This is a genomic window from Pseudomonas sp. LBUM1640 (assembly GCF_059716225.1).
On record NZ_CP166816.1, the window covers coordinates 5,080,161 to 5,102,574 of the forward strand.

14 protein-coding genes and 2 pseudogenes are annotated in these 22,414 nt (G+C 56.6%); 7 read left to right on the top strand and 9 right to left on the bottom strand.

Annotation, left to right across the window (positions count from 1 at the left end):
- Positions 1-24 precede the first annotated feature (24 nt).
- Entirely contained in the window at positions 25-1,734 is a 1,710-nt protein-coding gene (gene aceK, locus ACA065_RS22330; protein ID WP_497691549.1) for a bifunctional isocitrate dehydrogenase kinase/phosphatase, read from the bottom strand.
- 451 nt (positions 1,735-2,185) lie between these two features.
- Between aceK and ACA065_RS22335 the strand changes: the two genes are divergently transcribed.
- Positions 2,186-3,748, top strand: coding sequence for a methyl-accepting chemotaxis protein (locus ACA065_RS22335; protein ID WP_497695404.1), 1,563 nt, complete (start codon positions 2,186-2,188; stop codon positions 3,746-3,748).
- A 64-nt stretch (positions 3,749-3,812) separates the two neighbouring features.
- Positions 3,813-4,709, top strand: coding sequence for a DMT family transporter (locus ACA065_RS22340; protein WP_497691550.1), 897 nt, complete (start codon positions 3,813-3,815; stop codon positions 4,707-4,709).
- 60 nt (positions 4,710-4,769) lie between these two features.
- On the opposite strand, the gene rfbC is transcribed toward ACA065_RS22340, so the two are convergent.
- The 3 genes from rfbC to rfbD all read right to left on the bottom strand — a co-directional run bounded on the left by rfbC (position 4,770) and on the right by rfbD (position 7,200).
- Positions 4,770-5,315: a dTDP-4-dehydrorhamnose 3,5-epimerase gene (rfbC, locus tag ACA065_RS22345; RefSeq protein ID WP_497691551.1), complete on the bottom strand. Its 546-nt coding sequence runs from the start codon at positions 5,313-5,315 to the stop codon at positions 4,770-4,772.
- 101 nt (positions 5,316-5,416) lie between these two features.
- Positions 5,417-6,301 (bottom strand): glucose-1-phosphate thymidylyltransferase RfbA, encoded by an 885-nt coding sequence (gene rfbA, locus ACA065_RS22350; protein ID WP_497695405.1) that lies wholly within the window; start codon positions 6,299-6,301, stop codon positions 5,417-5,419.
- A gap of 2 nt (positions 6,302-6,303) precedes the next feature.
- Positions 6,304-7,200, bottom strand: a complete 897-nt coding sequence (rfbD, locus tag ACA065_RS22355) for a dTDP-4-dehydrorhamnose reductase (RefSeq protein ID WP_497691552.1) — start codon at positions 7,198-7,200, stop codon at positions 6,304-6,306.
- Between the two features lie 258 nt (positions 7,201-7,458).
- Here rfbD and ACA065_RS22360 point away from each other — a divergent pair, with 258 nt between their 5' ends.
- A complete protein-coding gene (locus ACA065_RS22360; RefSeq protein ID WP_497691553.1) occupies positions 7,459-7,716 on the top strand; it encodes a hypothetical protein in 258 nt (85 codons plus the stop codon).
- Between the two features lie 59 nt (positions 7,717-7,775).
- On the opposite strand, the gene ACA065_RS22365 is transcribed toward ACA065_RS22360, so the two are convergent.
- Complete coding sequence (locus ACA065_RS22365) at positions 7,776-8,636, bottom strand: DMT family transporter (protein WP_497691554.1); 861 nt, start codon at positions 8,634-8,636, stop codon at positions 7,776-7,778.
- Between the two features lie 426 nt (positions 8,637-9,062).
- Here ACA065_RS22365 and ACA065_RS22370 point away from each other — a divergent pair, with 426 nt between their 5' ends.
- The 3 genes and pseudogenes from ACA065_RS22370 to ACA065_RS22380 all read left to right on the top strand — a co-directional run bounded on the left by ACA065_RS22370 (position 9,063) and on the right by ACA065_RS22380 (position 11,218).
- Positions 9,063-9,851 carry a CPBP family intramembrane glutamic endopeptidase gene (locus ACA065_RS22370; RefSeq protein WP_497691555.1) on the top strand — a complete coding sequence of 263 codons (789 nt, stop codon included), beginning with the start codon at positions 9,063-9,065 and terminating at the stop codon, positions 9,849-9,851.
- Positions 9,852-9,907: 56 nt separating this feature from the next.
- Positions 9,908-10,120 (top strand): annotated as a pseudogene (locus ACA065_RS22375) (IS256 family transposase); the annotation flags it as partial.
- A 137-nt stretch (positions 10,121-10,257) separates the two neighbouring features.
- Positions 10,258-11,218 (top strand): annotated as a pseudogene (locus ACA065_RS22380) (IS5 family transposase).
- A gap of 504 nt (positions 11,219-11,722) precedes the next feature.
- Here ACA065_RS22380 and ACA065_RS22385 read toward each other — a convergent pair.
- The 4 genes from ACA065_RS22385 to ACA065_RS22400 all read right to left on the bottom strand — a co-directional run bounded on the left by ACA065_RS22385 (position 11,723) and on the right by ACA065_RS22400 (position 18,727).
- Entirely contained in the window at positions 11,723-12,928 is a 1,206-nt protein-coding gene (locus tag ACA065_RS22385; protein ID WP_497691556.1) for an EAL domain-containing response regulator, read from the bottom strand.
- A gap of 320 nt (positions 12,929-13,248) precedes the next feature.
- Entirely contained in the window at positions 13,249-16,842 is a 3,594-nt protein-coding gene (locus ACA065_RS22390; RefSeq protein ID WP_497691557.1) for a transporter substrate-binding domain-containing protein, read from the bottom strand.
- Complete coding sequence (locus tag ACA065_RS22395; protein WP_497691558.1) at positions 16,843-17,469, bottom strand: response regulator; 627 nt, start codon at positions 17,467-17,469, stop codon at positions 16,843-16,845.
- A 145-nt stretch (positions 17,470-17,614) separates the two neighbouring features.
- Entirely contained in the window at positions 17,615-18,727 is a 1,113-nt protein-coding gene (locus ACA065_RS22400) for an EAL domain-containing response regulator (protein ID WP_497691559.1), read from the bottom strand.
- A gap of 1,509 nt (positions 18,728-20,236) precedes the next feature.
- Between ACA065_RS22400 and ACA065_RS22405 the strand changes: the two genes are divergently transcribed.
- On the top strand, positions 20,237-22,360 hold the full coding sequence (locus ACA065_RS22405; protein WP_497691560.1) for an autotransporter domain-containing protein: 2,124 nt from the start codon (positions 20,237-20,239) through the stop codon (positions 22,358-22,360).
- Positions 22,361-22,414 lie beyond the last annotated feature (54 nt).

Sequence of the window (22,414 nt, forward strand, 5' to 3'; positions counted from 1 at the left end):
CCGCTCCCACAGGGGGAAGCGCGTTTACAGCGGGTCCTTGCGCCGGTACGGGAATACGTCGATGACCTTGCCGGCCCGAATCGCGTCCTGCAGGCCTTTCCAGTAGTCGGCGTTGTACAGCTCGCCATGCAGCTCATCGAACAGCTTGCGCTGGCCGGCGTCCGCAAACAGGAACGGCGGAAATTCTTCGGGGAACACATCCAGCGGGCCGATCGAATACCAGGGCTCCGAGGCCATTTCGTCCTCTGGGGTGCGTGGTGCGGGGATGTGGCGGAAGTTGGCCTCGGTGAGAAAGCAGATTTCGTCGTAGTCATAAAACACCACGCGACCGTGGCGGGTCACACCGAAGTTCTTCAGCAGCATGTCGCCGGGGAAGATATTCGCCGCCGCCAGTTGCTTGATGGCCAGGCCATAGTCTTCCAGGGCTTCGCGCACCTGAGCGGTATTGGCGTTGTCGAGGTACAGGTTGAGCGGGGTCATGCGCCGCTCGGTCCAGCAGTGGCGGATCAGCACAGTGTCGCCCTCCACTTCCACCGTGCCGGCGGCAACCTCCAGCAGTTCAGCCAGGCATTCGGGTTCGAACTTGCTCAAGGGGAAACGGAAATCGGCGAACTCCTGGGTGTCGGCCATGCGCCCTACCCGGTCGACGCTTTTGACCAGGCGATATTTCTCGATCACCGTGGCGCGGTTGACGTTTTTCGACGGCGAAAAGCGGTCCTTGATGATCTTGAACACGGTGTTGAAGCCCGGCAGGGTAAACACGCTCATGACCATGCCGCGCACGCCGGGCGCCATGATGAACTGATCATCGGTGGTGGCCAGGTGGTTGATCAGCGCACGGTAAAACTCCGACTTGCCGTGCTTGTAGAAGCCGATGGAGGTGTACAGCTCGGCGATGTGCTTGCCGGGCAGAATGCGCCGCAGAAAACCGATGAACTCCGCCGGCACCGGCACGTCGACCATGAAGTAGGAGCGGGTGAACGAGAAGATGATCGACACATCGGCTTCGTCGGTGATCAGCGCGTCGATCTGAATACCGCGCCCTTCGCGGTGCAGCAAAGGGATCACCAGTGGCCATTGTTCGTCGCGGGTGTAGATGCGCCCTACAAGGTAGGCGCCTTTATTGCGGTAGAGCACCGAGGAAAACAGCTCGACGTTGAGGTCCGGGTCTTTGCACACCCAGTCCGGCAGGTTCTCGCGCAGCTGGGCTTCGAGGCGGCGCAGGTCGGTCGGCAAGTCCGCGTAGGGTTCGCTGAACGCGTAATCGGCAAATATTTGCGCAAGCATCGACGCCAGCTCGCCCGCAGGTTTATACACGCGAGTTTGCGCCGCACGCGCGCGGCGCAGGCTGGGCCGTGTGGTGTGGATGAACATGCAGCCGTCGCTGATCAGGTCATGGCTGAACAGGCCGCAAAAGATCGAGTTGTACCAGGTCTCGGACAGCTCATCGTCAAAGCGCAGGTCGATCAGGCCGATGTACGCGCTCTTGACCAGCGGCCACACGTCGATCTGCAGCAACTCAGCCGCATCAAAGCTGGCCCGCAGGCGCGCCGTCACTTCAGCGACTTTTTCTTCATACAAGTTGATACGTGCCGCCGAAGCCGCTTGCCCCTGTTGCCACTGAGCCTGCTCAAAGCGCTCGCGAGCGCCAATGGTGATCTGGCGGAAGTGTTCACGGTAATCGTCGAAGCCGTCGAGGATCATGCGGGCGATGGCGAGGGCGGATTGCGACATGCGGGAAACCTCGAACAGGTAGCAGGAGCCCTGAGCTTAGCCAGTGAACGGAGGCAGGAGAAGGATGATTTTGCGGGCCGCATTGTACAAGTTTGTACAATTCGTACATTTATTTTCAATTTTCACAATTCGACCAATCGGTCAATAAACACACCCAAAAGTCACCCGCCCATCACCTGCACGCCTGAACATGCGGGGGCCTGGCACTTTCACCCGGAAAACCTGTGAAACGCGCCTTTCACAACCTGTGTAACTGAATTGATACGGCGTAAGGGAAACCCCGATTACCACCTTAGTGGCACTTTGATATATAGCGCGCCCTCTCCCACCCTAACAAGGTCTGAAGACCGGCCCGGGAGCAGGTTCTAATCGCCTAAGGAGCATTGAGATGTCATTGAGGAATATGCGGATAGGTCTGCGTGCCAGTCTGAGTTTTGGGGTGTTGGCCAGCATGCTGGTAATCGTCGGAATGTTTGGCCTGGGCCAGATGGCCAAGCTGCGCGAGAGCGCGCTGGTCATCGAAGAGTCGTGGATGCCGAGCATCGAGAATATCCACGACGGCGCCGCCTATGTGGCCAGCATTCGCCTGGAAGCCCTACGCCTGGCGACCACCGATGAGTCGCGCATTCGCGACAACAGCAAAAACCTGATCACCCGCCAGAGCACCGAGCTGCTAAGCCTGCTGAAAAACCACGAAGCCCTGAGCAGTGGCGACGAAGAAGCCGAGCTGTTGAAAAAGCTCAACGGTAACGTGGCAACCTACCTGAGCATCGTTGGCCAGATGGTTGCGCTGGTGGACAAGGACCAGCAACAAGACGCCATCGACCTGCTCACCAGCCGCCTCGCACCGCAGGGCGCAGTGCTCAATCAAAGCCTGGAGGACATGATCACGTTCAACCAGAAAGGCGTCGAAGCCGCGGCAGACTCGGCCGCACAGATGTATTCCAGCGCGCAATGGGTGGTCGGCCTGATCATCGTCAGCGCACTTATAGCCACGCTATTGCTGGCCTGGCTGCTCACCCGCAGCATCACCACACCCATCGGCCAAGCGTTGGCCGTGGCGCGCACCATTGCCGCTGGCGACTTGAGCCAGCCGATTGTTGTTAGCGGGCATGACGAACCGGCGCAACTGCTGACCGCCCTGGCCGCCATGCAGGAGCAGCTGCAAGTCACGATTCGAGGCATCAGCGAATCGTCGCAGCAACTGGCCTCCGCCGCCGAAGAGATGAGCTCGGTGATGGAACAGAGCACCCGTGGCCTGCAGGCGCAGAACGATGAAATCGAACAAGCCGCAACCGCTGTGAACGAAATGAGCGCGGCCGTGGATGAAGTGGCGGGCAATGCGGTGTCCAGCGCCGAAGCGTCCAAGGCTTCCGACGAAGACAGCAAGCACGGCCACTACCAGATCAGCGAAACCATCAGCTCGATCCAGAACCTGGTAGACGAAGTGCTCGGCGCCTCGAACAAGGCCGAAGGCTTGGCGGTGCAAGCCCAGGACATCAGCAAAGTACTGGAAGTGATCCGTGGCATCGCCGGGCAAACCAACCTGCTGGCACTCAACGCCGCCATCGAAGCCGCACGCGCAGGCGAAGCCGGGCGCGGCTTTGCGGTCGTCGCCGATGAGGTGCGCTCACTGGCGCAACGCACCCAGGACTCCACCGAAGAAATCGAGCAGATGATCACCGGGATCCAGCAAGGCACCCAGGACACCGTCGACGCCCTCAACAGCAGCGCCGAACACGCCGGCCAGACCTTGCAACGGGCCAACAGCGCCGGCAGCGCCCTGGAAAAAATCACCGCGGCGATCTCGCAGATCAGCGAGCGCAACCTGGTGATCGCCAGCGCCGCCGAGCAACAGGCGCTGGTGGCGCGTGAAGTTGACCGCAGCCTGGTGAACATTCGCGACCTGTCCACCCAAACCGCTGCGGGCGCGACTGAAACGTCAGCGGCCAGCCAGGAACTGTCGCGCCTGGCGGTGGACCTCAATGGCCTGGTGACGCGGTTTGTCCTGTAATTAGCGATTGTGTCGAGCCGGCCGCTAGGCAACACTCGCCGCCTTATTGATGGAGGCGTGCTTCGTGAGACCTGTCGACACCCTGTACCTGCTGGGGCTGGCTGCCATCTGGGGCGCGAGCTTCCTGTTCATGCGCATCATCGCGCCGGAAATCGGCACGCTGCCGACCGCGTTTTTTCGCGTGTCGATTGCCGCCGCCGGTTTGCTGGTGATCCTCACGCTGATGCGTGTGAACTGGGACTTCCAGGGCAAATTCAAGACCGTCCTGCTACTGGGCGTGATCAACTCCGGGATTCCCGCGACCATGTACTCGGTGGCGGCCCAAGTGCTGCCGGCGGGCTACTCGGCCATCTTCAACGCCACCACGCCGTTGATGGGCGTGCTGATTGGCGGGTTGTTTTTCAACGAGCGCCTGACACCATCGAAAATCGCCGGGGTCAGCCTGGGCCTGTTCGGCGTGGGCGTACTGACCCGCGCCGGGCCGGTGGCGTTTGATCTGGAATTGCTGATGGGCGCGCTGGCCTGCTTGTTGGCCACCACCTGCTATGGCTTCGCCGGCTTCCTCGCACGGCGCTGGCTGGATCAACGCGGCGGGCTGGACAGCCGGCTCGCAGCGCTGGGCAGCATGCTCGGCGCAACGCTGTTTCTGCTGCCGTTCTTTGCCTACAGCGCAATCAGCCATCCGCCCGCGAGCTGGGGTGGCTGGCAGGTCTGGTCGTCATTGCTCGGGTTGGGGCTGGTGTGTACGGCGTTTGCCTACATCCTGTACTTCCGCCTGCTGTCATCCATTGGGCCGGTCAAGTCGATGACGGTGACGTTTATGATTCCGCCGTTCGGGGTGTTGTGGGGGGCGTTGCTGCTGGATGAGCCGTTGTCGATGGCGCACTTGTATGGCGGGGTGTTGATTGCGGGGGCGTTGTGGTTGGTGTTGCGGCCAGGGAAATTGGCCAAGGCGCTGTAGGAAATCGTGCCCACCCCACGACGGGTGTGGGCACGCTGAAGTGCCTGACAGGAAGCTCAACTAGGCAAAGGTCTCAGCATCCGCAAAACGGGTGGCATTGGTATCTTTGGCCGACAGCGTAGGCGGCTCGGAAATTGGCCAATCGATAGCCACGTCAGCGTCATCCCACGCAAGACTGCGCTCATGCTCTGGCGCCCAGTAATCGGTGGTTTTGTACAGAAACTCAGCACTTTCAGACAGCACTACGAAGCCGTGAGCGAACCCCTCGGGTATCCACAGCTGAGCTCGGTTGCTCTCGCTGAGGTAGGTGCCCGCCCACTGGCCGAATGTGGGCGAGCTTTTACGCAGGTCCACTGCCACGTCAAAGACTTCTCCGCGTATCACACGCACCAGCTTTCCTTGGGCCTGCTTGATCTGATAATGCAGGCCGCGCAGCACGCCTTTAGCTGATTTGGAGTGGTTGTCCTGTACGAAATGGACTGGCTTTGCGACCGCCTCCTCGAAAACCCTCTGATTGAAACTTTCGTAGAAAAACCCGCGCTCGTCCCCGAATACTTTCGGTTCAAACAGAATAACGTCTGGGATAACGAGGGAAGTGGCTCTCATCTTTACGGTGTCTCCAACGGGTTATCGGGCCAGCATGGCGGCGCTACGGGTCAACTTAACCTTAAGGCAGCAACTCGGGGCGCCACGTTCCACTCAGGCCATCAAAAAATCTTGTCATGCAGCAAACGCTTGAGATATTGGCCATAGCCATTCTTGGAAAGCGGCACCGCAAGTTTCTCCAACTGTTCGGCGTCAATCCACTTCTGGCGAAACGCAATTTCTTCAGGGCAGGCAACTTTAAGCCCCTGACGATGCTCAAGCGTTGCAATGAAGTGGCTGGCCTGCAGCAGTGAGTCATGCGTGCCTGTATCCAGCCATGCGTAGCCGCGCCCCATAATCTCAACCGACAGCTTGCCCCGCTCCATATAGAGACGGTTGAGGTCGGTGATCTCGAGTTCGCCGCGCGGTGATGGCTTGATACTTTTAGCCATTTCAACCACGTCCTGATCGTAGAAATAAAGACCGGTGACCGCGTAGTTCGACTTGGGTTGCAGCGGCTTTTCTTCCAGGCTGATCGCCTTGCCCTGGGTATCGAATTCAACGACGCCATAACGCTCCGGATCGGTCACGTGGTAGGCGAAGACACTGGCGCCGTCCTCACGCAGCATGGCGCTCTTGAGCAGCTCATTAAAATCATGACCGTGATAGATGTTGTCACCCAGCACCAGTGCGGACAGGTCATTACCGATGAACTCCTCACCGATGATGAACGCCTGCGCAAGGCCATCCGGAGACGCCTGTACAGCGTAGGAAATGTTCAAACCCCAGTTGCTGCCATCGCCCAAAAGTTGCTCGAAGCGCGGGGTGTCCTGTGGCGTGGAAATGATCAGGATGTCGCGAATGCCCGCCAGCATCAGCGTGGTCAGCGGGTAGTAGATCATCGGTTTGTCGTAAACAGGCAGCAACTGTTTGGAAATAGCCAAGGTTGCGGGGTGCAGGCGCGTGCCCGAACCGCCGGCCAAAATAATTCCTTTGCGTTTTAGCATAGTCATTTCTCTAGAATTTCTTTGAGCATCCGTGCCACACCGTCCTGCCATTCGGGCAAGCGCAGTGAGAAGGCATTCTGCAGTTTTTGAGTATTGAGTCGAGAGTTGCCAGGACGCTTGGCAGGCGTGGGATAAGCCGCCGTGGTTATCGCGCCCACGGATGCCGAAGCGACATTGAGCGCCACACCTGCCGCCTGCGCTTGTTCGAGTACGAAACGGGCATAGCGGTGCCATGTGGTCTCACCGGCCGCCGCAAGATGGTAGATGCCTTGCAATTGAGGGTTCAAACGCACCGCACGGACAGCATGGGCGGTGACGTCCGCCAGCAGGTCCGCCCCGGTGGGGGCGCCGAATTGGTCGTCGATCACATTCAGGCTGTCACGTTCTGATGCAAGGCGCAGCATGGTCTTGGCGAAGTTATTACCGCGCGCCGCATACACCCAACTTGTACGAAAGATCAGGTGCGCACACCCGGACGCCTGGATAGCCTGTTCGCCTTGAAGCTTGGTGGTGCCATAGACACTCAGCGGGCCGACTGGGTCGCTTTCCTGCCACGGTGTATCACCCTGGCCGTCGAACACATAGTCCGTGGAGTAATGTACCAGCAAGGCATTCAGCTTTCGGGCTTCTGCTGCCAGCAGCGCGGGGGCTTCAGCGTTCACGCGCAGCGCCTGGCCCGGCTCACTTTCGGCCTTGTCGACGGCGGTGTACGCCGCTGCGTTGACGATGACATCTGGCGCAAACCGCTGCACGGTCGCCGCCAACCCTTGCAGGTCGTTCAAGTCACCGCAGTAATCACCGCTTTTGGAGCCCAACGCCAGGACGTGCCCCAAAGGCGCCAAGCTACGTTGGAGTTCCCAGCCTACCTGGCCATTTTTGCCAAGCAGCAAGATTCTCATACCGAACGCTCGCAGCAGTGCGTCACTACCCGGCCCAATGCCACGTTTGCACCGATAAAGCCTGCACCGCCGGTTACTAAGATAGTCATTGAGTTAAATCTTTTCAGTAATGTCGCAAGGATGGACCAGAAGTGTCCCATCAACGTCTGCCGATTCACACCGGCCAACCAAAACCCTAGCACTCGTCTGATAAAACTGCCTCGACGATTAACAGACAAGCCATACGCCGAACGAGCACGCTTGAAGAGCGGGAGGTCGATGAAACAAGGGAAACTCAGCGCTGCGCCGGTGAAACCGCGCATTGAGTACGACGACAGTATAGAGCCGGTTTTTAGACAATTGCGGCCTGCAACCTGGACTTTGTCACGCGTAACAAACCCTCTGCCGAAGCCCGCAGCTTCGCTCAGCGCGCTGCCACCTGCAAAGGCGCTGATTACCTCATATAAAATAATAACTTACATTCTAAAGGGCGGAATTATTGCAGCATTGCCCTACAGGTACAACATGACCGACTGAACACCGAGGGGGAATATCGGCGTGTATCTACCGCCCCCTCGGCGCTTACCAACGAGCTTTTAGCGTTTGCGGAACACAAACGCCAACCCGATGATGATCAACACCATCCCCAGCACACTCAATACCGCGAGCCGATTGCCAAAGATCAGATAGTCCATCACCGCCGTCACCGCCGGGACCAGATAAAACAAGCTGGTGACATTCACCAGATTGCCTCTGGCGATCAGGCGGTAAAGCAACAACGTCGCCAGCAATGACACCACCAGCCCCATCCACAGCACCGGCAGGTAAAAGCCGGCACTGTGTTCAACATGAAAGGGTTGGAACGGTACAAACACCGAGCACAGCAACAACCCGGCCAAGTACTGCACCGGCAGCGTGCCCAAAGGGTTGTCGGTGATGCGCTTTTGCATGATGGAGCCGAAGGTCATGCTCACCAGCGCCAGCAGCCCAAACAGCATCCCCGCAAGGGACATACCCGCCAAGCCGATGCCTTGGTAGACCACCATAATCAACCCCGCCAACCCGAGCACCAGGCCGAACATCCGGCTCCAGGAACGCTGGCGCTCCATCAGCACCACGGTGAGGATCGGCTGCACGCCCATGATGGTTGCCATCACACCGGGAGTCACTTTGAGGTCCAGGGCCAGCAGATAGAAAATCTGATACGCCCCCAACAACACCAGCCCAGTCGCCGCCGCATACCACATGGGCTTGCCGGGACGTGGCAGTTTCAACTTCAGGATCGGCACCAGGATCACTAGGCCCGCCAGGGCAATGGCAAAACGAATCAACAGAAAGGCAAAGGGCGACGCATGGGCCAGGCCCAATTTGGAGAAAATCGCCCCGCTGCTCCACAGCAAGACAAACAGGCTCGTCGAGGCCGCCGCGGCCACGGATTGTTTCGAAAAAACAGACATGGATACCACCTGTAATCAGGCAAAAAGCCAATTCAGCAAACGCTAAAGCTCGAAGGTTTTAGCTCAGTAGGTTTTTTCAGGCAGGCAGAGGGGCACAGCGATTCGCTGATCAGCCCGAAATGCCAATACCCGGCGGTGATACGACTGCGTACACCGGCGTGCTACTGACAGGTGGGGGGTATTGACCGATCTGCGCAGGCTGCTTGTTCCCACACGGCACGACCACAGCGTTGACCGCTGAATCGACTACCGCTATGCGAGGGGAAGCAGGCATGGGCTGATCTTGTGTGAAGGGATGAAGAGGCGATGACTATAACCAGCCGTCGACAGGTTTTGCAATCAGCTCTATTCGCGTGGAGGAGTTTTCACTTTGAGGCGTAGGCACGGTCGCTATAATGCCGACCAGTTTTTATCCAAGGATTCCACATGCTCGCTCTGCCCTGGCTGTACCTGGCGCTTCTCTCCATTGGCTATGTACTGGCCTTGACCTACGGGCAACTGGGCGCACTGGCAGCGGTATCGGTCGCCCTGCTGCTGATCGCCGGATACGCCGTGCGCCAGCAACGTACACCTTGGGCGCGCTACCTCGGCCACGGGCTATTCATCGTATTGGCCCTGGGCTTGGCGATGCACTGGCTGCCGGGCTTCTATAACGGCCGAGGCATTGACCCGCAGCGTTTTACCCCTGACGCAGTGCCATTCTCGATGTACCTGAACCAAGACAAACCGCTGATTGGCTTTTGGCTGTTGCTAGCCTGCCCATGGATTGTCGCGCGGCGTTCGCTACGCCTGACGATTTGCGTTGCTGCGCTGGCCTTGACCCTGACGGCGATTGCAGCGCTGGGCAGTGCGGTGTTGTTAGGGATAACCAGCTGGGCACCGAAATGGCCGGAACAGGCTTGGATTTGGGTGCTGAATAATCTGTTGCTGGTGACATTGGTGGAAGAGGCACTTTTTCGGGGCTACATCCAGGGCGGATTGAGCCGGCGCTTTAAACAACTGCCTTATGGGGAAAACCTGGCACTGCTATTGGCTTCACTGCTGTTTGGCCTGGTGCATTTGGGCGCAGGGTGGCAGTGGACGTTATTGGCGGGTGTTGCGGGAGTTGGCTATGGGCTGGCGTATCGGTTTGGCGGGCTGGGGGCGGCGGTTGTGACGCATTTTGGGGTGAATTTGGTGCATTTTGGGTTGTTTGTTTATCCGATGTTGGCTTGAACGGGGGACTGTCATGAATTTTTTGTTCGGACATAACATGTTGAAGAGGTGCATGTATGCCAACCACAAAGAAACCGGCCCGCCGGGCCCAGCGTGACCTTCCAGCTATTCCAAAAGAGCTGATCGACCAGTTCGTCAGCGGCCCGATGAGTGCCGAAGCCATTCAGGATGCTTCGATGGCGTTCAAAAAGGCCTTGATCGAGCGAGCCCTTGGTGCCGAGCTGGGCCACCACCTTGGCTATCCTCAGGGCGCGGAGCGCCCTGAGGATAGCCAAGGGCACTTCCCAACGGACGACGCTACAACAAAATTAATCTGGTTGGGATTGCAAAATATCACTGCTAAGGAAATCCTGAAAAAGACTTCCTGATTGGCAAAATCCCCGGACACCAATCGCCGAGCTTTTCAATGAAGCAAATGACCTTCGCCGATGCTGAGTACGCGGGTAAGCGCAAGCAGACTCGCAAGGAATTGTTCCTGATCGAGATGGATCGGGTCGTACCCTGGAAGGATTTGATTGCCCTGATCGAACTTCATTACCCGAAGGGCGAAGGTGGTCGTCCGGCCTATCCTTTGATGACGATGCTGCGGGTTCATCTTATGCAGAACTGGTTCGGTTACAGCGATCCTGCGATGGAAGAAGCGCTGTACGAGACGACGATCTTGCGCCAGTTTTCCGGTCTGAGCCTGGAGCGGATCCCAGATGAAACTACCATCCTCAACTTCCGTCGCTTGCTGGAAAAGCACGAGTTGGCCACTGGTATTCTCGGCGTGATCAATGGCTATCTGGGCGACCGTGGCTTGTCGCTGCGACAAGGCACCATCGTCGATGCCACGCTGATTCATGCGCCCAGTTCGACCAAGAACAAGGACGGCAAACGCGACCCGGAAATGCACCAGACGAAGAAAGGTAACCAGTATTACTTCGGTGCCAAAGCTCACATTGGTGTCGACGATGAGTCAGGGCTGGTGCACAACGTGGTGGTCACTGCGGCCAACGTCGCGGACATAACCCAAGTCGACAAACTGCTACACGGTGCTGAGAACGTGGTCTGCGCCGATGCAGGCTATACCGGTGTCGAGAAGCGAGAAGAGCATGCGGGACGCCACGTCATCTGGCAGATTGCATCCCGGCGCAGTACCTACAAAAAACACGGTAAACGCAGCGCGTTGTACAAAGCGATGCGCAAGATCGAGAAAGCCAAGGCCCAGGTTCGCTCCAAGGTTGAGCATCCATTTCGGGTGATCAAACGTCAGCTTGGTTATACGAAAGTGCACTTCCGAGCGCTTGGTGAAGAACACTGCTCAGTCAAACCTTTGGATGGCGCGTCGATATTTGCTCTCAAGCGCAGGAGAGGTGCGTCCTTAATGAGGGAAATAGCTGCTGCGAGGCGCGTGCAGCGGCAAAAATGGATGGAATAGGCGGCAGACTTGATCGATTTTGAACGGCTGCCGTTTTTTGAAAGCGCCTATGGCTCAGCAGTCGACAAATAGCGGCCTACTTCAGACCATCCTTAGAGCGCTGAGGCGGATTTTAAATCCAAGAATAACATCCTAAAATTCAATTATTTAAGACAAATACCTTGTCGCATTTGATGTTAAAAACAGCCGGAGACCTTTGTTTGCGCGACGTTGCATTTTCATTGCGGAACTGATTTTTGCTCCAATCTTAGCTCGCCAGCATCGTCGCCGTCGCTTCACCCACTCCCTTACCTAGCCCTCTACACAACGGGCAAAGCAAGCAGCTATCGGCCAAAAGCGGATATTCGCACGAGATACCCTACTGAGATGAGACAGCAGCGTGACGCGTCAACGAAAGTAGGAAGGTTCAGTACGCGGATTTTAGCGCATACAAGAGTGGCCAGAGAGCAGATCAGGAGCGTCGTTCAATTTTCGACGCCCCCGGTAACCAGCGCAGCAAATCCACATCATTCATTGGCCGGGCAAACAGGTAACCCTGCCCTTGAGTGCACCCCATTGCCAGCAACGTCTCGCGCTGCTCCTCGGTTTCGATGCCCTCCACCACCACTGACATACCGAGGGTTTCCCCCAATGCCAGGGTGCTGCTGACGATTGCCTGGCAACGCGGTTCGCGGAGCAAGGTGCGAATAAACTCACCGTCGAGCTTGATCTCGTTGAACGGCAGCTGGCACAGGCGCTGCAAAGACGAATAGCCGGCACCGAAGTCATCGATGGACAACTGGCAGCCCATCATGCGCAGGCGCACCAGGGTTTCTAGGCTGGTGGCGGGGGCTTCCAGCAGGCCGCTTTCGGTCAGTTCGAAGGTCAGGCTGGCGGGCGACGCCTCGTGCAGGGACAGGATGCTTTTGATCACGGCCGTCAGGTTGCTGTTGGCCAACTGGCGAGCGTACAGGTTGAACGACAGGTCGAGCTTCAGACCGGTGTTTTTTGCCAGTCGCTGCACGCTCAAAGCTTGGTTCATCTGCATGAACAGCAGCCTATCGAGCAAGCCACAACGTTCCAATACCGGCATGAACTCCGCCGGCGACAGGATGCCGCGCAACGGGTGCACCCAGCGGCTCAGCACCTCTACGCCGCAGACGTCATCGGTATGCATATCGACCTTGGGCTGATACCAGGCTTGCAGTTGCTGTTCGTTGAGGGCCCAGCGCACTTCTTCTTCGCTGGCCAGGCGTACCGGCGCTGCCTTGGGCCGCGCGACACCAGGGCCACTCGACCGCTTTTTTAACAGGTTCTCCAGAGTGTGCGCTTGCAACGGCTTACCGAGGTCACCGAGCATTTCCAGTCCCAGCAACGAAACGATCTGCTGCACCGTGCGCCGCAGATCGGCCGACAATAAACTGCTGATAATTACCGAGCCGACCAGGCCCGAGTGCCCCACTTGCTGAAGAAATTCCAGGCCATCCATACCCTCCATGCACAAGTCGCAAAGGGCAATATCCACCCCGCCCACCTGTTGCAACACCGCCAGCGCCTGCACGCCATCCGCGGCCTCGAACACCTCGCGACAGCCCAGCTTGCGCAATAGGCTTACCGCGACGGCGCGTTGAAAATGATGATCCTCAAGTACCAGCACGCGTATGGAAAAACTCGTCATTGAAGTCGGCTCATCTGAAAGGAATAAGTCCGCCCGGGAATGAAGCCGGGCGCGTTGCGGCGGCTTAGCGCACGGGCAGCTTATGATCTGCGCAGTGGTCATCACGCCGCCGGGGGTGGCTTCGCTGCCCAGGCCGGGAACGCCCTGGCTGGCATCGACAATCGTCGAGACCTTTCATGCTGCAGAACCCTGTCCGCTTCGTCGGCGGCGCCATTCAAAGAGGCTCAGTATCGGAGTTGTTAGGAGTAAGTGACGTAGGAAAGCTGCCGGACTCTTGTATGAAATTTCCTGCCGGCAAGTGCTACCTCCTTTCCTAATACTCAGGCGAGGTAGTGTTCAAGACGTTCGCTGAGCTGCTCCATCTGCTGATGCAGCGCGTCCACCGCATCGGTCAACTGTGCGGAGTCCAGCCCGTTGCAGGCGGTCTCCAGATCTTCACAGCAGCGAACCAAACCCTGGGCCTTGATGATCCGCGCACCGCCCTTGACCCGATGCGCCAGGTCCGCAAGGCCTTGCAAGTCGTGCCGGGTGAACAGCTGCATCAGGCGCGCCATGTCCTGCTCATTGCTGGAGGCCAGATCGCCCAGCAGGCTTTTGATCGAGGTCTTGTTGCCTCCGGCCAAATGTTCCACGCTGGTCAGGTCGATATCCTCATCTGCCGAAAACCAGGGTTGTGCACTCCCCTGCCCGGTTCCCAGGCCTGCCAGGCTTGCACTCAAATCCTTGAGGCTGATGGGCTTGAAGAGGCAGTCATCCATGCCTGCGACCTGGCAGCGGCCCTTTTCCTCCGGCTGTGCATTAGCGGTAAACCCCAGAATCAGGCTCGGCAGCAGGCCGCGGGCAGTCTCCTCGACTCGGATCGCACGGGCCAGTTCGTAGCCGTTCATCAGGGGCATATTGCAGTCGGTGATCACCGCATCGAACTGCCCGCTCCGCCAGGCGCGCAATCCATGGGCGCCATCTTCGGCATCCTCGACCCGGTGCCCCAGGTAATTGAGTTGCTGGGTGAGCAATTGGCGGTTGGCCGGGTAGTCATCGATCACCAGGATGTTCAACGCGCGGCTCGCTGTTGCCGGCTCGCCCTCGACCGGGACGACGTCGACCAAGGGTTCAAGCGTGGTCAGGTCCAGCCTCACGTCGATGCGCGTACCTTTGCCCAACGTGCTGTCGAGGGTCAGGCGCCCGCCCATCATTTCGCATAGTGTGCGGCTGATGACCAAACCCAGGCCGGAGCCGCTGCGGGCAGACTGGTCATTGTTGCTGGCTTGGATAAAGGCGCTGAACAGGCGCTTCTGGTCTTCTTGGCCAATGCCCATGCCTGAGTCCTCCACCTGCAGCCTCATCCCCAACGACTCCGTGCCCGCATGTGTTCGAACACTTAAGCGCACGTGGCCCTGGGCCGTGAACTTGATAGCGTTGCTCAGCAGGTTGGACACGATCTGCTTGAAGCGCAGCGGGTCGATCAACACATCACAATTGACGCCTGCATCAAGGTCCAACTGCAGTTGCAGCTGTTTCTGCCGCGCCAGGCCTTCAAAAATGCGCACCACCGACTCCAGCAACTCCCGCAGGTTGGCGCGCTCCGGGTTCAGGGATAAACGCCCGGACTCGATGCGGGCGATGTCGAGGATATCGCCGATCAGGTCCAGCAAGCCGCGCGCTGCGCCGGAAGCAACTTCAATCGCGAAGCGATCCATAACGCCCTGGTCAGCCTTTTTCGTTGCCAGTTCGAGCATGCCGATCACCGCGTTTAGCGGCGTGCGGATCTCATGGCTCATGGTCGCCAGGAACGTGGTCTTGGCGCGGTTGGCCGCGTTAACGTCCTCCAGCAGGCGCTGGCGTTCGCTGATATCGATCCAGCCAGCGATCATGCCGCTGACCTCGCCAATGCTGCTGCGGTACGGCAGCATCCAGTGGTAGATGGTCAATACCCGGCCGTCGGGCATGATCAGGCTGCGATCCTGTAGCCGCGCCTCGCCGCTTTCCATTACCTCCATGTAGTCACGGTGATATGCGATAGCCTCATCCGGGTCGCTCAGCACACCGTCCAATACGGTCTTGCCGATCACCTGCTCACGCTCGACATTGAACACCTCCAGGTAACCGCTATTGCAGATCAGCAGCTTGCCCTCGCGGTCCCGCACATAGATCGGGTGCGGTGTACCGTTGATCAATACCCGCATGAACTCAACCTGGTCGCTCAACGCTTGTTCGGCCTGCTTGCGCTTGCGCATCAACATCTGCAGGTATGCGATCCAGCCCAGGGCAATCACCAGCAACACAGCGGCAATCACAAAGCCCTGGAGGATTGCGCTGCGGTTGCGCACCCAATAGCTGTCGCCCACCACCATCTCGCTGCGCCAGCGGTTGGTCAGCTCGCCCATTTCCTCTGGGGCGATGCTGAGCAGCGCCTTGTCCAGGATCGAGAACAGTTCTAGCGAACCGCGGGCTGTGGCAAAAGCCATGCGCGAGTTGGTAACGCCCACCGTGCTGGTGATACGTAAGCGATCGCGGTATTGCCGGGAAATCATATAGCGCGCGGTAATCAGCGAGTTAACCGCTGCATCCGCCAGACCGCCGGCAACCATGGCCATCGCGTCTTGGGCGTTTTGCGCATCCACCAGGAGGATGCCCGGGTATTGCTCAATAAGCATGTCACGGATGTCATTACCACGGATCACCGCGAGTTTTTTGCCGTTCATGTCGTCCAATGTATTTGGACTGCCGGGGGTGTTGCGACTCACCAGTACAAACGGAGTCTCCAGGTACGGCCGAGTGAAGCGCAACACGACCTCGCGCTCTTCACTGGGGGTCAGGCTGATCAACAGATCCGCATTATCAGTGGTGATGGACTCAATCATCTCTTTAACCGAGTTCACCCGCTGCACATCGAACTTCAATCCGGTGCGTAACGCGACCTTGGCCAATACATCAGCGCTGATGCCGCGGAACTCGCCTTCGTCTGTGTAGAACGATATTGGCAAAAAGCTGCCGTCCACGACCACGCGTAGCCGCGAATGCTTATCTAGCCAACGCTGCTCACTGACGCTGAAATGCAATGGATTCTGACCGCGCATGCTCACGCCTCCGGCGCTCCAGCGGCGCAGGATGGTCTGGCGCTCGGTGACCGGAATCGCGGCAATTGACGCGTTGAGAACGTGCAGCAAGCGCGCGTTATCCCGCTTGACCGAAAAGGAAAAATTGCTGACCTGTATGCGCGAGAAGTCGGCCAGATTCACATTGTTCAGGTAATTGCTGTTGATCAGGTAGTTGGCACTGATCGCATCGCCCAGGTAAACGTCGGCCTGGCCGAACGCCACGGCGCCGATGGCGCTGAGGGTGGACGGGTATAACTGCAAATTGGCCTTGGGGTAAAAGTCTTCCACGGTTTTGGGCGGCAGGTAGTGGTAAAGCATCGCCACGCGCTTGCCGGCCAATTCCGGTTCGAGGTTCTGGCTGTCGCCGACGCGGGTGACCAGGGTCGGCAGGTCCTCGGCATAGGCATCAGACAGCTGAAGCTCCGGGTCTGCTGCCTCAAAGCTATTGGAACTGCCCAGCATATCGACGTCGCCAGCCTTGAGCGCCGCCAGCACCTCATCCCGCGAGGCGTACCGCTGAACCCGGACGTTGACGTGCAGCAGTTGCGCTATTAACTGCGCATAGTCGGCTGTGAGACCTTCATACTCCTCTCGGTTACTGGTGATGCCGAATGGCGAGTAGTCCGGCGCTGAAGCCCCCAACACCAGCGTGCCCTTGTTACGCAGCCAACTCCAGTCGCCCTCGTCCAGGCCCACACTGTAGTCGTTGACGTTGGAGCGCCCATGAAGCTTAAGCATTTGCGATGCCGCCAGGGCATTGCCCAGGGAACCGAGCAATAGCAGCCCCAGCAAGCCGTGCCTAAGAAGAGAGTTCATTCAGATAAGGTTATTGCGTTTGGCAAAGTCGGCCATGTACACCACCGATTTGACGTTGAGCTTTTCGATCAGGCGGGTCTTGTACGTGCTAACGGTCTTGTTACTGATCAGCAGCGCGGCGCCGATTTCCTTGTTGGACAAACCCTGAGATAGTTGTTGCAAAATGGTCAGCTCGCGGTCGGAAAGGCTCTTGATCAGCTCGTGATCTGAGGCCTCGAAATCGCTTGCCCGTACCGAGTTGGAGGCTTGGTTGGGGAAAAAAGTATAGCCGTCCATCACTGTCCTGATAGCTTTGGTCACCTCCTCCATGTTATTGGTCTTGGAAATAAACCCTGCCGCACCGGCTTTCATGCAACGCATGGAGTAGAACAGCGCCGACTGCGAGGTGAACACGAGGATTTTGCTCGGCAGGCGCAGGGATGCGATGCGGTTGAGCACCTCAAGGCCGTCGAGCTTGGGCATGCCGATGTCGAGAATGATCAGGTCGGGAACGTGCTTGCGTGCCAATTGCACCGCATCCGCGCCGTTATCGGCCTCGGCGACGACTTCGAACTGAACCTGGCTAAGCAACATCTTAACCGACGAGCGAATGAAGGGATGGTCATCCACAACCAAAGCGGTGTACATACAACCTCCTAGTTAGGCGTGCCGAAAGGCCCGTTGACTCAAGCAACCTTGGCGCAAAAAAAAGAACGAACAAAAAATCAGCCGGCGCGTCGCTAACATTACACGACCACAAATGAAGCGTAGGAAAATTCTGAAGTTATGCCGCCTAATCCTTCGGCGAACTTAACGGCTGCACACTCTCCTGAGCCAGCCAAAGCAAGAGGTCGTGGCCGGTCATTGGCCGGGCCAGGAAAAACCCTTGCCCCACCTCGCAGCCCAAACTGACCAAGGTATCTCGAATATGCTGGTTACTGACGCCTACGATCACCAAGCTCATATCCAGCGACCGAGCCAGGGCCAAGGTGCTGCCGACCAAAGCCTGGCTGCGCGGCTCATTCAACGTGCGGGTAAAGTCGCCATGGAGCTTGATCTGGTTGAACGGTAATTGGCACAGCAACTTGAGTGACGAGAAACCCACGCCGAAATCATCAATCGACAAGCCGCAGCCCATCAAGCGCAGGCGCAGCAGGTTTTCCTGGATGGGGAATTGCAGGTCCAGCAAGCCGTTTTCCGCAAGCTCGAACACCAGCGCCGACGCGCACAGACCGTGGCGTTGCAGGGCGCCCTGAATATGATCGATCAGGCCATGGTGGGCCAATTGCGAGGCATGCAGGTTAAAAGACATTTCGAGGACGGTGCCCTGGCGATGCAGTACGGCGAGCAATTTCAGCCCTTGTTCCAGTAGCTGTTTGAACATCTCATCGATCAGGTCATAGGCCAGCACCGCCGCGAGAAAGTCCTTGGGCAACAGCAAGCCCCGGGCCGGGTGTTCCCAGCGCGCCAGCGCTTCAACACCGGCAATGCTGCCATCGTTCATCATCCGTTTAGGCTGGAACCAGCCTTGGAACTCACCCAGGGCCAGGCCTAGTTGTATTTCTTCCTCGCTGGGCAGCGGGGCCATTGCCAGGGGCTTGAGTGCGGCTGGCGGTATCGAGCGATAGCGTTTAAGCAGGCGCTCCAGCGCTTGTGGCTGCAACGGCGTGCTCAAGATACCCAGCAGTTGTACACCCGATAAAAACTCCAGGTGCCCCAGCGCCCGGCGCAGCTCCGGACGCAGTTCGTTGGACAAGCCCACCGCCTGCACCAGGCCGATCTGGCTGGCATAACGTAGGAACTCCAGCTGCTCGGAGCCCTTGTCGCTCAGGTCGCACAGCACGATATCCACGCCGCCCGTGCGCTGCATCAGGCTCATCGCCTGTTCGTTGTTGCTGGTTTGCAACACCTCTCCCATTCCGAGCCGTCGCATCATGTTGATCAGGGCCCTGCGCTGAGAATTGTGGTTCCCCAGAACTAGGACGCGTAGTGAGACCATCATAATTAACCGTTTTGCAGATTCGAAGGCCCTCATTGTGCCGCGTATGGTGAACCTCCAACGAAGGAAAACGCCGTGCGGCATGTAAGAAATTTCCCAGCGCCTTAAATGACATTCATTAGAAAAGCTAGTAGTGATGCCAATGGCATCACGGGAAATTTTCCACAAATAACAGGGACGGAACCTAAAGTTAGATACCGTTAACGCACTAGGATTACGCAGAAAATGAACAGTAACGCACGAAATATTCCGGCCCCCACAACCCAAAGCGGCCGCTCTATAGAGGGCTGTAATCGGCAAATAGCACACGGACAGGTAGACGAGTAAACCTCGCCTCCAGGGACTCGGTTTTTTCAGTATCGGGTATCGAAGAGTGACGAGACTGTCCTCTTCTGGCCGAAAGCGATCATGGGCGCCTCATGAGTGTTTGGTTTTTGAGTAGCTTGTGTTCATTCGACGGGACACCGTGAGGGGGGCAAAAACAGCTCCAAAACCAAATTCTCTCCTTGCAGAATACGGCCTGTAGATTGGTCGGTATCCGCGAGTAATAAAACGCCAGAGCTTCAGGCTTGATGAGTTTCAGAACGCGTACACCTGCACCGCGAAAAATGCGCGGGAAATCTCCTACAGCTCTCCGGGAGCGTTCCTAAAGATAGGTCCGTAAGGGAGATGTAAATTGCAGCCTCATTCTTCAAGCCTTAGGTGAATGCTTATGAAGCACCATAATGTAGTCCCATTGGCACCGCACCATTCTCTTTCAACAAACTAGCGCTGGCTTGCACGTTGACGCTGCCCATTCAGATTTGGGAGACACGCAACCAGTTGCTGACGGCAAAAGCAAAAAGGTTTCGGGTAGCTGGGTAAAATCACCTGAGTTAAAACTAATAGAATAGAGACGATTCCAACCATAATGGAATACTGAACCGCCATGCATAGGCGCCAGGTGCCTCCGAGTGCGCTACCTAAGCAATCCGATCCGCAAAGGACAGGCCCATATCCATAAGTTTAGAGAGGCTATCACTGCATGATTTCGACGACGATCGTCTTCGAATCATATAAACCTCGATATCAAGGGTAGTATTTTTTCACCTAGGTATTGAAATCAGAGCGTTTCCTAAACCGTAAAAAATTGGCGTCAAATGTTAGCCATCGCCAGCAACACTGGCGAAAGGCAATAAAACAGCATCTCGGCAGCCTGAAAATTGTCCTACAAGGTAGTCAAAGGTTTTGAATTAACTGAAATTTCACTAGCGCTTTTCGTTAAGCCACGCACGCTTATTTATGAACTACTATCAAGCTCAATGAAGGGGGTACGTGACATAAAGACGAATATTTTTTTTCTTAAAGCTTTTCGCAACATAGATCTAACACCTCACGGATTGAGGCTTGATAAATTTTCTACATGAGCCCTACAAAATGCAAATTCGCAAAAAAACTCTTTTGCTAATGGCGATGAGCCTTTCTGGATTAACTTCTTACACCGTCAAAAGTGCAGACCTAATCGACGCGGGAACATTTGGTGGCAACCAATCCCGTGCATATGCAATCTCTGCCAACGGTGCCGTTCTTGTTGGGTTTTCGAGAATTTCTGATGGCACCGCTCACGCTTTCAAATACACCGAAAGCGGTGGAGCAGTCGACCTAGGAACACTCGGAGGAGCTTCTTCAGTAGCACAGGCAGTTTCCGCAGACGGGGAAGTTGTTGTGGGTTTATCGCAACGAGCAGATATCGGCCCAGGAACAACATCGAGACACGCGTTCAAACATCGCGATAGCACAGGTATGGTTGACTTGGGGGCTCTTGGACCTGATCCGCTTACCGCTTATTCGGAGGCCACGGCAGTATCTGCCGATGGCGAAGTTGTAATAGGATATTCAACTCTTACTCCAGGTATCGAACACGCCTTCAAACACCGCGATAGCACTGGCATGGTTGATCTAGGAACACTTGGCGGTGATACCTCCTACGCTGTAGGTGTTTCGGCCAACGGTGATGTTATTGTCGGAAACTCTGACACAACGAGTGGCAACAAGCATGCCTTCAAACACACGGATAGTTCTGGCATGGTAGATTTGGGCACGCTTGGAGGGGACACCTCGACAGCCATTGCGGTCTCGGCTAACGGCGCGATCGTTGCTGGCAACGCGGATCTTGCAAGCGGCGATCAACATGCTTTTAAGCACAGTGATAGCACAGGCATGGTAGATCTAGGTACGCTTGGAGGTACAACCTCGACCAGCACGGCCTTGTCTGCAAATGGAGAAGTGGTTGTTGGGAATTCAACTCTAGCGAATGGTAACGAGCACGCTTTCAAGCACAGCGATAGCACAGGCATGGTAGACCTCGGCACACTCGGAGGCAATAGCTCATCCGCGGCAGCAGTTTCAGCGGATGGCGCAGTGGTTGTCGGGAGTTCGGACATTGCAAATGGCGACCGACATGCTTTTGTATTTCAAGATGGCACAGGCATGGTAGACCTCGGCACTCTTGGCGGGGCTAATTCAGAAGCCACTTCGATTTCTGCGGATGGCAAAGTTGTTGTCGGTAACAGCGATACCGCTAATGGCGAGTCGCATGCTTTCATCGGTAAAATTACCGAATCGCCTAAACTTGTTGATGTAGATAACTCTTATACAGGGCTGCTGAAAAACAGAAATCAACTTAAATCAGTTCTCAATTTGCAGAACACATTGATTTCTGACGCCTTGGGCTATGATTGCACAGTGTTTGGCGAAGACAATATCTGCGTTGCAGTTGGTGGAGGGTACAGCCGAGTCGATAGCCCCACCGCGTCACGTTCAGGTATCAACCTGCGAGTAGCGTATCGTGTAACGCCTCAAGTACGCATAGGGGCGTTTATAGATCAAAGTGTGAATGATAGCCTCCCGAGTAATTACAAAGTCAAAAATAGCCAGCCCATGATGGGAGCATTCGCTGCGTGGTCAGCTCAAGAGGATGGTCTGGGCCCGAAGGTCAAAGCCTCATTTGCTTTTAGCAAGTTGGAAACTCGGATTACGCGCACCGCACTCGCTAATACAGAGTCAGGTAGAGGCACTAGTTCTGTTGATGCTCAGGGTGTAAAACTAGAAGGCTCATATGGCATCGCTATAAATCAGTCATGGAATATCAATCTTTTCCTTGGCATCAAACATACCAAGGCTCAGCGTGACGGTTATACGGAAAAAAGTGGAGCAGACTTCCCTATAACATATAAAAATGTCGCCAGCAGTGCCACCACACTGTTCACAGGTGCAGAGTTACTAGGCAAACTCACCCCCAATGTAACACTTGTCACGCGCGCAGGCATCGAGCAAGACGTAAATCGTTCAACTGATGATTATACTAGCCGTGCCGAATATTTGGGCGGATTAAATATGAAGTTTGCGGATGAGCGGAAAACCCGGGCTTTCGCCTCTGTAGGCGCGGAATATCAATTAACGAGAAGTGGGGTTATAGGCGTTAACTTAAGCGTTGCAGAGCAACCACTTGACAGGTCACTAGGTTACGGCATCAATGCTTCCTACTCAATTGGGTTTTAAAAACCACCAACGGCAATAGGTTTGAATATTTATTATTTGCGCTAACAAAAAATA